The 15,786-nt window shown below is 64.9% G+C and carries 15 protein-coding genes; 12 read left to right on the top strand and 3 right to left on the bottom strand.

Features of this window, described 5'->3' with window-relative positions:
- Window positions 1–5: 5 nt before the first annotated feature.
- From rfaE1 to cysM, 4 genes are all read left to right on the top strand, one after another.
- On the top strand, window positions 6–1,016 hold the full coding sequence (gene rfaE1, locus C9I57_RS23090; RefSeq protein ID WP_440130242.1) for a D-glycero-beta-D-manno-heptose-7-phosphate kinase: 1,011 nt from the start codon (window positions 6–8) through the stop codon (window positions 1,014–1,016).
- 103 nt (window positions 1,017–1,119) lie between these two features.
- Window positions 1,120–2,112: an ADP-glyceromanno-heptose 6-epimerase gene (gene rfaD / locus C9I57_RS23095; RefSeq protein WP_107152946.1), complete on the top strand. Its 993-nt coding sequence runs from the start codon at window positions 1,120–1,122 to the stop codon at window positions 2,110–2,112.
- Window positions 2,113–2,193: 81 nt separating this feature from the next.
- Window positions 2,194–2,553: a ComEA family DNA-binding protein gene (locus C9I57_RS23100; RefSeq protein WP_107152947.1), complete on the top strand. Its 360-nt coding sequence runs from the start codon at window positions 2,194–2,196 to the stop codon at window positions 2,551–2,553.
- A gap of 233 nt (window positions 2,554–2,786) precedes the next feature.
- Window positions 2,787–3,689, top strand: coding sequence for a cysteine synthase CysM (gene cysM, locus C9I57_RS23105; RefSeq protein ID WP_107153006.1), 903 nt, complete (start codon window positions 2,787–2,789; stop codon window positions 3,687–3,689).
- Here the strand turns inward: cysM and mltB are convergent.
- Window positions 3,659–4,855 carry a lytic murein transglycosylase B gene (gene mltB / locus C9I57_RS23110; protein WP_107152948.1) on the bottom strand — a complete coding sequence of 399 codons (1,197 nt, stop codon included), beginning with the start codon at window positions 4,853–4,855 and terminating at the stop codon, window positions 3,659–3,661. The genes cysM and mltB overlap by 31 nt on opposite strands.
- A 164-nt stretch (window positions 4,856–5,019) precedes the next feature.
- Between mltB and C9I57_RS23115 the strand changes: the two genes are divergently transcribed.
- Window positions 5,020–5,943 (top strand): histone deacetylase family protein, encoded by a 924-nt coding sequence (locus C9I57_RS23115; RefSeq protein WP_107152949.1) that lies wholly within the window; start codon window positions 5,020–5,022, stop codon window positions 5,941–5,943.
- 116 nt (window positions 5,944–6,059) lie between these two features.
- Window positions 6,060–6,905 carry an enoyl-CoA hydratase gene (locus C9I57_RS23120; RefSeq protein WP_181321924.1) on the top strand — a complete coding sequence of 282 codons (846 nt, stop codon included), beginning with the start codon at window positions 6,060–6,062 and terminating at the stop codon, window positions 6,903–6,905.
- On the opposite strand, the gene C9I57_RS23125 is transcribed toward C9I57_RS23120, so the two are convergent.
- On the bottom strand, window positions 6,862–7,845 hold the full coding sequence (locus C9I57_RS23125; RefSeq protein WP_107152950.1) for an alpha/beta hydrolase: 984 nt from the start codon (window positions 7,843–7,845) through the stop codon (window positions 6,862–6,864). The two genes, C9I57_RS23120 and C9I57_RS23125, sit on opposite strands and share 44 nt — an antisense overlap.
- Before the next feature lie 236 nt (window positions 7,846–8,081).
- Between C9I57_RS23125 and C9I57_RS23130 the strand changes: the two genes are divergently transcribed.
- The 5 genes from C9I57_RS23130 (at window position 8,082) to C9I57_RS23150 (ending at window position 13,615) form a co-directional block, all read left to right on the top strand.
- Window positions 8,082–9,113, top strand: coding sequence for a methionine ABC transporter ATP-binding protein (locus tag C9I57_RS23130; protein ID WP_107152951.1), 1,032 nt, complete (start codon window positions 8,082–8,084; stop codon window positions 9,111–9,113).
- A complete protein-coding gene (locus tag C9I57_RS23135) occupies window positions 9,106–9,759 on the top strand; it encodes a methionine ABC transporter permease (protein ID WP_107152952.1) in 654 nt (217 codons plus the stop codon). The genes C9I57_RS23130 and C9I57_RS23135 overlap by 8 nt, the downstream gene beginning before the upstream one ends.
- A gap of 256 nt (window positions 9,760–10,015) precedes the next feature.
- Window positions 10,016–10,777 carry an electron transfer flavoprotein subunit beta/FixA family protein gene (locus C9I57_RS23140; RefSeq protein WP_107152953.1) on the top strand — a complete coding sequence of 254 codons (762 nt, stop codon included), beginning with the start codon at window positions 10,016–10,018 and terminating at the stop codon, window positions 10,775–10,777.
- Between the two features lie 21 nt (window positions 10,778–10,798).
- Window positions 10,799–11,731, top strand: coding sequence for an electron transfer flavoprotein subunit alpha/FixB family protein (locus C9I57_RS23145; protein ID WP_107152954.1), 933 nt, complete (start codon window positions 10,799–10,801; stop codon window positions 11,729–11,731).
- 93 nt (window positions 11,732–11,824) lie between these two features.
- Window positions 11,825–13,615, top strand: a complete 1,791-nt coding sequence (locus tag C9I57_RS23150; protein WP_107152955.1) for an acyl-CoA dehydrogenase — start codon at window positions 11,825–11,827, stop codon at window positions 13,613–13,615.
- A 52-nt stretch (window positions 13,616–13,667) separates the two neighbouring features.
- Here C9I57_RS23150 and C9I57_RS23155 read toward each other — a convergent pair whose 3' ends face one another.
- Window positions 13,668–14,954, bottom strand: coding sequence for a D-amino acid dehydrogenase (locus tag C9I57_RS23155; RefSeq protein WP_107152956.1), 1,287 nt, complete (start codon window positions 14,952–14,954; stop codon window positions 13,668–13,670).
- Between the two features lie 97 nt (window positions 14,955–15,051).
- Here C9I57_RS23155 and C9I57_RS23160 point away from each other — a divergent pair, with 97 nt between their 5' ends.
- Window positions 15,052–15,540 carry an Lrp/AsnC ligand binding domain-containing protein gene (locus tag C9I57_RS23160; protein WP_107152957.1) on the top strand — a complete coding sequence of 163 codons (489 nt, stop codon included), beginning with the start codon at window positions 15,052–15,054 and terminating at the stop codon, window positions 15,538–15,540.
- Window positions 15,541–15,786: the final 246 nt, after the last annotated feature.

Raw genomic sequence — 15,786 nt, forward strand, 5'->3', positions numbered from 1 at the left:
CGGACATGCGCGTTCAGGCCGTGCAGACGGCTCGTCAGGCGACATCGCCGATTCCCGCCGCCGGACCGGCGCCGGTGCCCGTCGTGCCGCGCGAGCGGCTCGCGGCGGCGCGCGTGCTCGTCGTCGGCGACGTCATGCTGGATCGCTATTGGTTCGGCGATGTCAACCGCATCTCGCCCGAGGCGCCGGTGCCCGTCGTTCACGTGCAGCGGCAGGAAGATCGGCTCGGCGGCGCCGCCAACGTCGCGCGCAATGCGGCCGCCCTCGGCGCGCAGGCGGGGCTGCTTTGCGTCGTCGGGCGGGACGAACCGGGCGAGCGGATCGTCGAGCTCTTGAAGGTGAGCGGCGTCGCGCCGCACCTGGAACGCGACCCGGCGCTTTCCACGACGATCAAGTTGCGCGTGCTTTCCCGTCAGCAGCAATTGTTGCGGATGGATTTCGAAAACATGCCGACGCACGAAGCGTTGCTCGCGGGACTGGCGCGTTTCGACGCGCTGCTCTCGTCGCAAGATGTCGTCTTGCTGTCCGATTACGCGAAGGGCGGTCTTACGCACGTCACGCGGATGATCGAGAAGGCGCGCGCGGCCGGCAAGCCCGTGCTCGTCGACCCGAAAGGCGACGACTGGGAGCGCTATCGCGGCGCGACGCTGATCACGCCGAACCGGGCCGAGCTACGCGAGGTCGTCGGACAGTGGAAGTCCGAGGAAGACCTGCGTGCGCGCGTCACGGCGCTGCGGACATCGCTCGAGCTCGAGGGCTTGCTGCTCACGCGCTCGGAAGAGGGGATGACGCTTTTCACGGCCGACGGCGAGCTTCACGTGCCGGCCGTCGCGCGCGAAGTGTACGATGTGTCGGGTGCGGGCGATACTGTCATCGCCACGCTGGCCGTCATGCTCGGCGCGCGCCTGTCGCTCGTCGAAGCGATCACGCTCGCGAATCGTGCAGCGGGGATCGTCGTCGGCAAGCTCGGCACGGCCACCGTCGACTACGAGGAACTGTTCGCGCCGGCCGGTTGAATCGGCTGAGCGGAAACGCGAAGGGCGCGCCGCCCGGTTCCGTTTCCCGCGCGCTTTTGCGTTTTTCAGCTTTCGCGTTTTTCTTTTTCTTAGCCCTACCATCATGACCATCATCGTCACCGGAGCCGCGGGGTTCGTCGGCAGCAATATCGTCAAGGCGCTCAATGACCGCGGTGAAGCACGCATCATCGCTGTCGACAATCTCACGCGCGCCGACAAGTTCAGGAATCTGGTCGACTGCGAAATCGACGATTACCTCGACAAGAACGATTTCGTCGAGCGGTTCGCTCGCGGCGAGTTCGGCAAGGTACGTGCCGTGTTTCACGAAGGCGCCTGCTCGGACACGATGGAGACCGACGGCCGCTATATGATGGAGAACAACTTCCGCTATAGCCGCGCCGTGCTCGACGCATGCCTCGCGCAAGGGACGCAGTTTCTCTACGCGTCGTCGGCGGCGATTTACGGCGGCTCGACGCGGTTCGTCGAAGAACGCGAGGTCGAAGCGCCGCTCAACGTCTACGGCTATTCGAAATTCCTGTTCGATCAGGTGATCCGTCGCGAGCTGCCGAGCGCGAAAAGCCAGATCGTCGGGTTCCGTTACTTCAACGTCTACGGGCCGCTCGAAGCGCACAAGGGCCGCATGGCGTCGGTCGCGTTTCACAACTTCAATCAGTTCCGAGCCGAGGGCAAGGTCAAGCTCTTCGGTGAGTACAACGGCTATGCCGCGGGTGAGCAGACGCGCGATTTCGTTTCGGTCGAGGACGTCGCGAAGGTCAATCTCTTCTTCTTCGATCATCCCGAGAAGTCAGGCATCTTCAACCTCGGCACCGGCCGTGCCCAGCCGTTCAACGATATTGCTTCGACCGTCGTCAATACGCTGCGTGCGCTCGAGAATCAACCGGCGCTCTCGCTCGCCGAGCTCGTGCAGCGCGGGCTCATCGAATACGTTCCGTTCCCGGACGCGCTGCGCGGCAAGTATCAGTGCTTCACGCAAGCGGATCTCTCGCGCTTGCGCGCCGCCGGCTACGATGCGCCGTTCCTGACGGTGCAAGAGGGCGTCGATCGCTACGTGCGTTGGCTGTTCGGCCAACTGTAAGACGCGCTTCGTTATCCCTACACTGGGGTCTCGCGGTTGGCCTTCCAGGGCTGGCCAGCCGCCACGTTCAACGGAGATTCCATGTCCAGACGATTTCTACACTGGTTTGCCGCCGCCGCGCTCGTCGCGGCCCACGGCCACGCATTCGCGGCTGTGGATGTCAATGCTGCCGACGAGGCAGCGCTCATCAGCATCAAGGGTATCGGGCCCGCGAAGGCACGCGCGATTCTCGACGAGCGCGCGGCCGGCGGCCCGTTCCGCGATGCGGCCGATCTGGCGCAGCGGGTCAAGGGGTTCGGCGGTCGTGCACTCGAGCGGCTGCAGGCCGAGGGCCTCGAGATCGGGCCCGCCATCGAACATGCCCCCACCAGCGGGGCGTTCGCCGCGCGCAGTCTCGCGCGTGCGCAGGCGCGTCCCGCCGCCATGGCGATAGGGCAGTAGCCGACGTTTCGCGGCCCCATCGTGCGCACCGTGCGCGAGCGGCCCGATTGATTGCCTCGGAATTTCATCTCCTTCACCGTCAGAGAGATGACGGCTTCCCGCGGCCGCACCGCGGGTTTTTTGCGTTGGCTCGCGGCATGGCGAATCCGGGCTCCGGCGCGTCCTCGCCCGGTGTTCTACAATCGCAGTCGTTTATTCACGTTTCCAGCCTACATACCCAAGCGCGCAACCTCATGCCTTACAAGACCATCGAAGACACGATAGGCAACACGCCACTCGTTCAACTCGTGCGCTTGCCGGACGACGAGATCCGCAGCCGCAACAACGTTATCCTCGCCAAACTCGAAGGCAACAATCCCGCGGGCTCTGTGAAAGACCGGCCGGCCCTGTCGATGATCAAGCATGCCGAGGCGCGCGGGCGCATCAAGCCCGGCGACACGTTGATCGAAGCGACGAGCGGCAACACGGGCATCGCGCTCGCCATGGCGGCGGCGATTCGCGGCTACAAGATGGTGCTCGTGATGCCCGAGGACCTGTCCGCCGAGCGCCGTCAAAGCATGGCCGCGTACGGCGCCGAAATCCTGCTTACCCCCGTCAAGGGCGGGATGGAATACGCGCGCGATCTCGCCGAAGAGATGCAACACGAAGGCAAGGGCGTAATCCTCGATCAATTCGCGAACCCTGACAATCCGCTTGCGCACTATGAAGCGACGGGTCCCGAGATCTGGCGCGACACCGAGGGGCGCATCACGCACTTCGTCTCGTCGATGGGAACGACGGGCACGATCATGGGCGTCTCGCGGTTTCTGAAGGAAAAGAACGGCGAGATCGAGGTCATCGGCGCGCAGCCCGAAGATGGCTCGCGCATTCCGGGGATCCGCAAATGGCCTGAGGCGTATATGCCGAAGATCTTCGATCGGAGCCGCGTCGATCGCACCGAGAACGTCTCGCAGGCGGCGGCCGAGGCGACGGCGCGGCGCATGGCGGCCGTCGAAGGGATCTTCTGCGGGATTTCGTCGGGCGGCGCGTGCGAAGTGGCGCTGCGCGTCGCTCGCCAGGTCGAGAATTCGACGATCGTCTTTATCGTCTGCGATCGCGGCGACCGTTATTTGTCGACAGGCGTATTTCCGGCCTGAAGCATGCGAGCCTTGACGGTTTCGCCAAGCTCGTAGACGGCGAGCGCGTAGAAGAAGCTGCGGTTGTAGGTCGTGAGGACAGAGAAGTTGTTCAGGCCGAGCATGTAATCGGTCGGTTCGCCGGGAGTCGGTAAATCGATGACGAGCACGGCCGTGCTCGCTTCAGTCGTCGTATCGAGTCCCGGCTCGTCGAGCACCATGCCCGCGCGCAGCATTTGCGAGAGCGGCCAATGCGGCTCGGGCCGCCCGTCGGCCGCCGCCTGCGCGATGCCGAGACTGCCCGCATCGTGCGAAATCTTCCACACGACGGGGCGCCCCGTGCTCCAGCCGTTTTCATTCAGATAGTGAGCCACGCTGCCGATCGCGTCGGCGACGCTCGTGCGCAAGTCGATGTGGCTCGTTCCGTCGAAGTCGACCGCGTACTTGAGCACGCTGCTCGGCAGGAACTGCGGAATGCCGATGGCGCCCGTGTATGAGCCGCGCACGCTCGTCGGATCGAGTCCAGCGTTACGCGTCCAGACGAGGTAGTCCTCGAGGTTCTTGCGGAACGTCATTTCGCGCTCGGCGCGGTTCGGCGTGTTCGGATAGTCGAACGCGAGCGTCGTGAGCGAGTCGAGCACGCGGAAGTTGCCCATATAGCGGCCGTACATCGTTTCGACGCCGATGATGCCGACGACGATCTCGGGCGGCACGCCGTACTGTTCGTAGGCGCGTTGCAACGTTGCCTGGTTCTCGCGCCAGAACTTGACGCCCGCATCGATCCGGATCGGATCGAGAAAGCGCGACTGATAGGCGGCCCAGTTCTTGATGCCCGGCGTAGGCGCGGGCGTCACGAGCTTCACGATCGTCGGCGAATAGTTCGCGCTCGCGAAAAGCGCGTGCAAGGCTTCGGGGTCGAAGTCATAGCGCGCGACCATGTCGTCGACGAACGAGTTGACGTCTTGATTGTTCGCGTAGCGCTGCGGCTCGATCGGCTCCTCGCTCGTGCCGTTGCTCGGCCCCTGCGGCGGCTGATTGTTGGACGCGAGTGTGACGCGCTTCTTGGCGAGCGTGTGGGCGGCGGCGATCTGAGGCGCGCTGCCGCAAGCCAGGGCGGCGGCAGCGATCAGGAGCGCGGCGGCTCGATGCAACCTCTTGGTGGGGCTCGTTGCGATGTCGACGGTCATGTTCTGTTCGGGAAAAGCGGCTCGGCGCAGTATAGCGAACGGGCGTGGCGCGCGAAACCGCGATTTGGCGTGCGCAATCGCCTCTGATCGCCGCCATGTGCGGTGTGGTAACGTAGTTGCTGAGCCGATACAGGAGACATGCCGTACGCGGCAGGCAAACGAACATGGCGACAGCTGTCTACTCACATCCCGACTGCGCCTGGCACATGATGGGCCGGGGGCACCCCGAGTGCCCGGAGCGGCTGCAGGCGATCGAAGACCAGTTGATTGCGAGCGGCATCGCGCCGCTGATCGTGCACGAGGACGCACCGCTCGCGCAGATAGAGGATCTCGCGCGCGTGCACAGTGCCGAGCACATCGCTTACATCGAAGGCTGCGCGCCGAGCGAAGGGTACGCCTGGATCGACCCGGATACGGCGATGAATCCGCACAGTTGGAAAGCGGCGCTGCGTGCCGCGGGCGCGGCGGTCGCGGCGACCGACGCGGTCATCGAGGGGCGCTACGACAATGCGTTTTGCTCGGTTCGGCCGCCGGGCCACCACGCGGAGCCCGCGCGCGCGATGGGATTTTGCTTTTTCAACAACGTCGCGATCGCGGCGCGCCGCGCGCTCGACGTGCACGGTCTCGAGCGCGTCGCCATCGTCGATTTCGACGTTCATCACGGCAACGGCACCGAGGCGGCATTTGCAGGAGACGAGCGCGTGCTGATGTGCAGCTTTTTTCAGCACCCCTTCTACCCCTTTTCAGGCGCCGAGAACCCGGCGCCGAACATGCTCAATCTGCCGATGCCGGCGCGAACGAAGGGCGACGTCGTCAGAAGCGCGATTGAGACGACCTGGCTGCCGCGTCTTGCGGCGTTCAAGCCGGAAATGATTTTCGTCTCGGCCGGATTCGACGCGCATCGCGAGGACGACCTCGGCAATATGGGGCTCGTCGAAGACGACTACGCGTGGATCACCGAGCAGATTCGGCTCGTCGCCGAGCGTGACGCGCGCGGACGGATCGTGAGCTGCCTCGAGGGCGGCTACAACCTGTCGGCACTCGGGCGAAGCGCCGTCGCGCACGTGCGCGCACTGGCGGGCATTTGATGAAAGATGCCGTGCCCGAGCCGGCGTGACCGACGATCGGGAGCACGGGCGCGGTTGCGAAGGGAAGTCGGCGGGGAAACGCCAACACGCAACGGACGAGACGCAAAGGAGCCGCTATGGATGCGAACCAACCGCTACCGTCATCTTCATCGCCGTCGACACCGACAAGCGGAGCGGGCGTGCTCATCGTCGAGCATGGCGCGTACGGCCTGCCGGGTGTCGTGCGTCTCACGCTCAATCGCCCCGACGCGTTCAACGCGCTGTCGGAGCAGCTGATCGCCGAATTGCACACGGCGCTCCGGACGATCGAGAAGTCCGATGCGCGCGTCGTCGTGATCGCGGCCGCGGGCCGTGCTTTCTGTGCGGGGCACGACCTCAAGGAGATGCGCGCGGCGCCGTCGCTCGAGTACTATCGAGCGCTTTTCGCACGCTGCTCGGAACTGATGATGACGATCCAGCGCATGCCGCAACCTGTCATCGCGCGCGTGCACGGCATGGCGACGGCGGCCGGGTGTCAGCTTGTGGCCATGTGCGATCTTGCCGTGGCGGCCGACACCGCGCGCTTTGCCGTTTCCGGCATCAACTACGGTCTCTTCTGCGCGACGCCGGCCGTGCCGCTTTCGCGCAATCTTTCCCGCAAGGCCGCTTTCGAAATGCTCATGACGGGCGATTTCATCGACGCCGCGCAGGCTCGTGAAAAGGGGCTCGTCAATCGGATGGCGCCGCTCGACGCGCTCGATGCCGAAATCGCCGAGCTGGCCTCGAGTATTTGCGCGAAGCCGGCCGCGGCGGTCCGCGCGGGCAAGACGCTGTTTTATCGCCAGCTCGAGCTGGACGTCGAAGCCGCCTATCAGCTGGCCGCGCAGACGATCGCCTGCAATGCGATGGATGAGGCCGCGCTCGAAGGCATCCATGCATTTATCGAGAAGCGGAAGCCGAACTGGCCGACGAACGGTGCTTGATCCAATCGATCAACGCTTCGATGACGCGCTCGCGATCGAGATCGTTCATCGTCTCGTGGTAGCTGCCTTCGTAAATCGTCAGCGTGCAATCGGGCGAGCCGACTTGCGCGGCAAACGCGCGGCTGCCCAGCGGCTCGGTGAGCTTGTCCTCGCTGCCATGATAGACGAGCACCGGTAGCCGCAGCGCGGCGCGGCCACGCTCGATGCGCGCCATCGCATCGAGAATTCCGGCCCCCGTGCGAGCCGGTATATTGCCGTGGTGGACGAGCGGGTCGCGACGATTCGCTTCGACGACGGTTTCATCGCGCGCGAGCAGCGCCGGTTCCACTTTCATCGCCGGAAAGCTGGGCCAAACACGGCTGACAAAGCGGCTCGCCGCGATCTTCCAGCGCGGCACGTCATGGCCCGGCGCCAGAGCCGGGCTCGAGAGGATGAGGCCGGCGAGCGGCCCGTTGCGCTCGGCGAAATCGGCGAGCCGCTCGATGGCGAATAGCGCCGCGATCGCGCCACCCATGCTGTGGCCCATCAGGAAGAGCGGCGGCTCGGAGCCGTCGCTACGCTCGGGGTCGCGAGCGGCATCGAGCAGCGCCTGCGCATCGGACAAATAATCGTCGATCCGAGCGACCCACGTGCGCTTGCCGGGCGAACGTCCGTGGCCGCGCAGATCGATCGCCACGAGCTCGATGCCGGCCGCGTTCAGGCATTCGGCGAGCGGGGCATAACGGCCGGCGTGCTCGGCGAGGCCGTGCAAGAGTGCGACTGTCGCGCGAGGGCGCGGCTCCCGGTAAGCCGCGGTGGCGGCAGCCGAGGCTGCCGGCCAGCGGTAGCAGGCGAGTTCGACTCCGTCGGCGGTGCGAACGGTGCCCGTGTGTCCGCGTCGCCCGGCTCGAGGCGGCGCTCCATTCTGATGTGCGGGCGAGCGCTCGACGCTGCTGACCATGGCGCAACCTTTCAAGTGGTGCTTGGGGAACAGATATTAGTCGGGTTCGCGCGGGCGGACCCGCATCCACGTGGGTCAAGACCTCTAATTACTGATAGTTATTTTAATCGGACGATTGCTTATTAATCGTCATTTGCCGCATTGCGATAAAATAAGCGCCTTTACCAGTGAGCCACGGCGGCCGGCTGTCGACAAGCGCGAGGCGCGCTCCGACGGTCTCCGCCGTTTTACTTTTGATGATCGAATTACGCAACGTTTCGCAGCGCTACCCCGGACCACAAGGATGGGTCGATGCGCTTCAAGCCGTCAATCTGACGATCCCGGCTGGCGAGATCTTCGGCATCATCGGCCGCAGCGGCGCCGGCAAGAGCACGCTGGTGCGCACGATCAATCTGCTTTCGCGGCCGAGCGAGGGCGAGGTCGTCGTCGCGGGCCGTACGCTGACGGCACTGCCGGCCGACCAGTTGCGCGAGGCGCGCCGCGAAATCGGCATGGTTTTCCAGCACTTCAACCTGCTGAACTCGCGCACCGTCTTCGAGAACGTCGCGCTGCCGCTCGAGCTGGCCGGCATGAAGCGGGCCGCGATCGAGGCGGCCGTGCTCCCGCTGCTCGAACTCGTCGGGCTCTCCGCTCAGAAGGACCGCTATCCGGCGCGAATCAGCGGCGGTCAAAAGCAGCGCGTCGGTATCGCCCGCGCGCTCGCGAGCAAGCCCAAAGTCCTGCTTTCCGATGAAGCGACGTCGGCGCTCGATCCCGAGACGACGCGCTCGATCCTCGAGCTGCTGAGAAGCATCAATCGGAAGCTCGGCTTGACCATCGTACTGATCACACACCAGATGGAAGTCATCAAGCAGGTGTGCGACCGCGTCGCGGTGCTGGACGCAGGCCGGGTCGTCGAGCAAGGCAGTGTCGTCGATGTATTCCTGAAGCCGCGTCACGAAGTCACGCGCGCGCTGCTCGGCGACGTCATCGCGCACGAGCTTCCCGAGGCCGTGAAAGCGCGCGTCGCGAAGCATCTCGAGACGGGCGAGGGCCGACTGCTGCGGCTCGCGTTCGCCGGCGCGAGCGTCGATCGGCCCGTGCTCTCGGAGACGATCCGGCGCTACGCCGTCGACATGAACATCCTGCACGGCCAGGTGGACGACATTCAGGGCCGCGCATTCGGCTCGCTTGCCGTGCTGGCGGGCGGCGAGCCGGCGCAGCTTGGCGCCGCGCTCGACTTTCTGCGTGAGCAAGGCGTGGTCGTGGAGGCACTCTCGCATGTTTGACGAAATGCTCTCGATGTTTCTCCAGTCGTTCTGGGAAACGCTCGTCATGGTCGGTATTTCGGGGACGCTCGGCGCGCTCGTCGGCCTGCCGCTCGGCGTATTGCTGCACCTCACCGAACGCGGGGGCGTGCTCGAAAGCGTCTCAGCTAATCGCGCGATGGGCTTGACGGTCAACGCCGTGCGCTCGACGCCGTTCATCATCCTGCTCGTGGCCGTGATTCCATTTACACGCGTCGTCGTCGGGACCTCGATCGGCACGGCCGCGGCCGTCGTCCCGCTCACGATCGCGTCGGCGCCGTTCATCGCGCGCCTCGTCGAGACCGCGCTGCGCGAGGTCGATCGCGGCCTTATCGAGACGGCGCAAGCGCTCGGGGCGACGACGCGACAGATCGTCTTCAAGGTGCTGCTGCCCGAAGCGCTGCCGGGCATCGTCGCGGGGCTCACGATCACGTTCGTTTCGCTAGTCGGCTATTCGGCGATGGCGGGGGCGATCGGCGGAGGCGGGCTCGGCGACCTCGGCATCCGCTACGGCTATCAGCGCTTCCTGCCGCAGGTGATGCTGGCCGTCGTCGTGATCCTGATCGTGTTCGTCCAGCTCGTTCAGTCGTTCGGCGATTGGCTCGTGCGGCGGCTCAGCCATCGCTGAGCATCGCCGGCGGAAACGCGGAAAAGGCGGGGTACGCCGGCTGCGGCCGGCGCGGTGCGCGTTAGTAGAGGCGTTCGTCGAGTAACGGGACTTGGCGTCCAGGTCCGCGCCTCATTAAAATAAAACGATCGTTCGCTAATGCCGCGTGCACCATCGGAGGAGAGACCCTTCGGCTTCCTAGCCCGGCGCGGTGGCTCGAAGCGCCGTCGTTATAATGGCCGCTAGGTTAACGTAATCGTCACTTTGGAGCGTGTGCATGAAAGTTCTGGTTCCAGTCAAGCGCGTGGTTGACTACAACGTGAAGGTCCGGGTGAAGTCGGACGGCACGGGTGTCGACATCGCGAACGTGAAGATGTCGATGAATCCGTTCGACGAAATCGCCGTCGAGGAAGCGGTGCGCCTCAAGGAAGCGGGCGTGGCGACCGAGATCGTCGCCGTTTCGTGCGGCGTGGCGCAGTGCCAGGAGACCTTGCGCACGGCGCTCGCGATCGGCGCGGACCGTGCGATTCTCGTCGAATCGAGCGAAGAGCTGCAGCCGCTGGCCGTGGCGAAGCTCTTGAAGGCGCTCGTCGAGAAGGAAGAGCCGCAGCTCGTGATCCTCGGCAAACAGGCGATCGACGACGACTCGAACCAGACGGGTCAGATGCTCGCCGCGCTGGCTGGCTTGCCGCAGGCGACGTTCGCGTCGAAGCTGACCATTGCCGATGAGGGCGGACAAAAGCGGGCGACGGTGGCGCGCGAAGTGGACGGCGGCGCCGAAACGCTCACGCTGACGCTGCCGGCCGTGGTGACGACGGACCTGCGTCTGAATGAGCCTCGCTACGTCACGCTGCCGAACATCATGAAGGCGAAGAAGAAGCCGTTGGAGACGATCAAGCCCGAAGACCTCGGCGTCGATGTGACGCCGCGTCTGAAGACGCTGAAGGTGGCGGAGCCGCCGAAGCGCAGTGCCGGTGTGATGGTGCCGGACGTGAAGACGCTGGTCGAGAAGCTGAAGACGGAAGCCAAGGTGCTGTAAGCGCGAGCGGAGCAACGAGAAATGACGATTCTGGTAATTGCCGAACATGACAACGCGACCGTCAAGGGCGCGACTTTGAACACGGTGGCCGCGGCTCAGAAGATCGGCGGCGATATTCACGTGTTGGTGGCGGGGCACGACGCGCAAGGCGCGGCCGATGCGGCGGCGAAGATCGCCGGTGTCTCGAAAGTGCTGCTGGCCGACGCGCCGCAGCTGGCCGAAGGGCTCGCCGAGAACGTCGAGGCGACGGTGCTCGGCATCGCCAAGGACTACTCGCATATCGTCGCGCCCGCGACGGCGTACGGCAAGAACATCGCGCCGCGCATCGCGGCGAAGCTCGACGTGGCGCAAGTCAGCGAAATCACGGCGGTGGTGTCGGCCGATACGTTCGAGCGGCCGATCTACGCGGGCAACGCGATCGCGACGGTGCAATCGAGCGATCCGATCAAGGTGATCACGGTCCGTGCGACAGGCTTCGACGCGGCGGCGGCGGAAGGCGGCAGCGCGTCGATCGAAAAGGTCGAGGCGAGCGCCGATCGCGGCATTTCGCAATTCGTGAACCGCGAAGTGACGAAGCTCGATCGGCCGGAGCTGACGAGCGCGCAAATCGTCGTCTCGGGCGGACGCGGCCTGGGCAGCGGCGAGAACTACGAGAGCGTGCTCGTGCCGCTCGCGGACAAGCTCGGTGCGGCATTGGGCGCCTCGCGCGCCGCGGTCGACGCGGGCTATGTGCCGAACGACTATCAGGTCGGGCAGACGGGCAAGATCGTGGCGCCGCAGCTCTACGTGGCCGTGGGTATCTCGGGCGCGATTCAGCATCTGGCCGGCATGAAGGATTCGAAGGTGATCGTTGCGATCAACAAGGATCCGGAGGCGCCGATTTTCAGCGTGGCCGACTATGGCCTCGTTGGCGATCTGTTCTCGCTCGTGCCCGAGTTGGTTGCCGCGCTTTGACGTGACGTGTGAAGCGCTGCGATGAGCGGCGCCTGACGGAAAAGTGGGGGCGCGAGGCGCCCCTTTTTTTATACGCTTGGGACGGAGGAGACAATGAGCTACATCGCGCCTATCAAGGACATGCTGTTCGTGATGAAGGAGCTTGCCGGCTTCGACGAAATCGGCAAACTGCCGGGCTTCGAAGAAGCGACGCTCGACACGGCGCAGGCTGTGCTCGGCGAATCGGCCAAGCTTTGCGAAGCGGTGCTCGCTCCGCTCAACGTCGAAGGCGACCGCAATCCGAGTGTATGGAAAGCAGGCGCCGTCACCGCGACTCCCGGTTTCAAGGAAGCGTTTCGTCAGTTCGTCCAAGGCGGCTGGCAAGGCGTGCAACAACCGCTCGACTACGAGGGTCAAGGCTTACCCAAGCTCATCGGTACGCCCTGCATCGAGATGCTCAACGCGGCGAACCTCTCCTTTGCGCTCTGCCCGCTGCTGACCGACGGCGCGATCGAGGCGCTGCTCACGGCCGGCAGCGAGGAGCAGAAGCAGCGCTTTGTGCCGAAGCTGATCGGCGGCGAGTGGACGGGCACGATGAACCTGACCGAGCCGCAGGCCGGCTCCGACCTCGCGCTCGTGCGCACGCGAGCGGAGCCGCAAGGCGACGGCACTTATCGCCTCTTCGGCACCAAGATCTTCATTACGTGGGGCGAGCACGACATGGCCGACAACATCGTCCACCTCGTACTTGCGCGCACGCCCGACGCGCCCGAGGGCGTCAAAGGCATTTCGCTTTTCATCGTGCCAAAGTTTCTCGTCAACGACGATGGTTCGCTCGGTGCCCGCAACGACGTGCATTGCGTTTCGATCGAACACAAGCTCGGCATCAAGGCGAGTCCGACGGCCGTGCTTCAGTTCGGAGACCATGGCGGCGCGCTCGGCTATCTCGTCGGCGAAGAGAATCGCGGTCTCGAATACATGTTCATCATGATGAATGCCGCGCGCTTCGCCGTCGGGATGCAGGGCATCGCCGTTGCCGATCGCGCCTACCAGAAGGCCGTCGCCTATGCGAAGGAGCGCGTGCAGAGCCGGCCTGTCGACGGCTCGGCGAGAGAGGCCGTGACGATCATTCATCATCCGGACGTGCGCCGGATGCTCGCGACGATGCGTGCGCTGACGGAAGGCGCGCGTGCGCTCGCCTATGTGGCGGCTGCCGAGAGCGACATCGCGCATCGTCATCCCGACGAAGCGAAGCGCGCCGAACATCAAGCCGTCTACGAATACCTCGTGCCGATCGTCAAGGGATGGAGCACGGAGCTTTCGATCGAGGTGGCGAGTCTCGGTGTCCAGGTGCACGGCGGCATGGGCTTCATCGAGGAAACCGGCGCCGCCCAGTACTATCGCGACGCACGCATTCTGACCATTTACGAAGGGACGACGGCGATCCAGGCGAACGACCTCGTTGGTCGCAAGACGCTGCGTGATGGCGGCGCCGTGGCGAAGCAGCTGATCGGCCGCATCGGCGAGACTATCCAGGCGCTTTCGGCGCGCGATGGCGCCGCCTTGGCGTCTATGCGCGAGCGCCTCGAGGCCGGTGCTCGCTCGCTCGCGGCCGTCGTCGACTTCGTCCTGTCCAACGCGAAGCGCGATCCCAACGCGGTGTTTGCCGGCAGCGTTCTCTACCTGCAACTCGCTGGAATCGTGCTCGCCGGTTGGCAGATGGCGCGCGCGATGCTCGCGGCGGCCGCGAACGAATCGAGCGATCCTTCGTTTTACGGCGCGAAGATCGCCACCGCGCGCTTCTATGCGGAACATCTGTTGCCGCGAGCCGCGGCGCTCGAGGTGGCGATCTTGAGTGCGAAAGGCGGCGAGGGCGTGCTGGCGTTGTCCGAAGATCAGTTTTGAGCGCCGCGCGGCGGAAATGAAGAGGGCGCCCCTTCGAGCGCCCCTCCTGCCGTTACGCGTAAGCGGGACGCGGCGTGGCGCCGACGTCGCCGATGTACCGATGCACGGACAGATCGTCGGCCTTGATGGCGGGCCGCTTGCCCGAGATCAGATCGGCCAGCAATTGCCCCGAGCCGCACGACATGGTCCAGCCTAGCGTGCCGTGGCCCGTGTTGAGGAAAAGGTTGGGCAACGGCGTGCGGCCGACGATCGGCGTGCCATCGGGCGTCATGGGCCGCAAGCCCGTCCAGAACGGCGCCTGCGACGTGTCGCCGGCGCCCGGGAACAGATCGTTCACGCACATCTCGAGCGTCTCGCGGCGGGCCTGGCGCAGCTTCTTGTCGAAGCCGACGATCTCGGCCATGCCGCCGACGCGGATCCGGTTGTCGAAGCGCGTGATCGCGATCTTGTAGGTCTCGTCGAGCACCGTCGACACAGGGGCGGCCTCCGCGTTGACGACTGGGGCCGTGATCGAATAGCCCTTCAGCGGATAGACGGGAATCTTCGCGATGTCGGCGACGAGCTTCGTCGAGTACGAACCGAGTGCCACGACGTACGTATCGGCGTGCAGCACCTCGTCGCCGCAGCGCACGCCCGCGATGCGGCCCGACGCCATCAGCAGTTCGTCGATCGACGTGCCGAAGCGGAACTTCACGCCAAGCTCGGCGGCCATCGCGGCGAGGCGTGTCGTGAAAAGTTGGCAGTCGCCCGTTTCGTCGCCGGGCAGCCTCAGGCCGCCCGTCAGCTTATGCGAGACGGCTGCGAGCGCCGGTTCGGCGCGCGAAAGCTCAGTCGCGCTCAAGAGCTCATAAGGAACGTTCGCCTCTTGCAAGACGGCGACATCCTTTGCCGCGCCGTCGAGCTGCTGCTGAGTGCGAAAAACCTGCAGTGTGCCGCCGGTGCGGCCTTCATATTGAATGCCCGTCTCGGCCCGCAGGGCTTGCAGGCAATCGCGGCTGTACTCGGCGAGACGGACCATTCGCCCCTTGTTGGTCGCATAGCGCTCGGCCGTGCAGTTGCGCAGCATTTGCCACATCCAGCGCAGCTGGAATTGCGTACCGTCGAGGCGGATCGCGAGCGGCGCGTGTTTCTGGAACATCCACTTGACGGCCTTCAGCGGCACGCCGGGCGCGGCCCACGGCGCGGCGTAGCCGGGCGAGATCTGCCCGGCGTTGGCGAAGCTCGTTTCGAGCGCGGGCCCCGCCTCGCGATCGACCACGGTGACTTCATGACCGGCGCGCGCCAAATAATAAGCGCTCGTCACGCCGACCACGCCGCTGCCCAGAACGATGACTCGCATAGCTATCCCTCAAGACGGAAGATCCAGTTCTTGGCGCTATACTATTGCGACAAAAGCAGTTTTTGTTTCTGTACTTTTTTGATTTTTGGTGAAAACCATGCGCACGCAGCGGCAACCCGTCCGCAAGCTGGACAAGCTCGATCACCATATCCTGAAAGTGCTCCAGGAAGACGGGCGCATCGCGATGAAAGACCTCGCCGAACGCGTCGGCCTGACCGTGACGCCTTGCATCGAGCGGGTGAAACGGATGGAGCGCGACGGCGTCATCAAGGGCTATCACGCGCGCGTCGATCCGCTGCAACTCGGCGCGGCGCTGCTCGTCTTCGTCGAAATCACGCTCGGTCACAAGAGCGGCAACATGTTCGACCAATTCCGCCGTGAGGTGCAGAAGATTCCCGAAGTACTCGAGTGTCATCTCGTCTCCGGGGACTTCGACTACCTGATCAAGGCCCGCATCGGCGAAATGGCCGACTATCGCAAATTGCTCGGCGACATCCTGCTGCAATTGCCGGGCGCGACGCAGTCGAAGAGCTATGTCGTCATGGAAGAGATCAAGGAGACGCTCGCGATCTACGTCGGCGATTGACGCGAACGGCCGCGCTCGCCGGCCATCCGGCGCCGCGTGCGGCGCCGCGCAGCGCATTTCCTCCGACTTTCCCGCTCAATCGGCCGCTCGTCCGGGAACCGCTTTTGCTGACCCTTTGAGTGGGGATGCCGGCGCCGTCGACTGGCGGCATCCCGCCGCGTTGTCGCGCGCGAGATGGGCGAGATGCTTTCCATCAGCGCATCGACATTCGCCGCGCCGCCGTCATCGGCCGATACAACAGGGAGG

Origin of the sequence: Trinickia symbiotica, from assembly GCF_003028655.1 — a bacterium.
Classification (GTDB): Bacteria; Pseudomonadota; Gammaproteobacteria; order Burkholderiales; family Burkholderiaceae; genus Trinickia; species Trinickia symbiotica_A.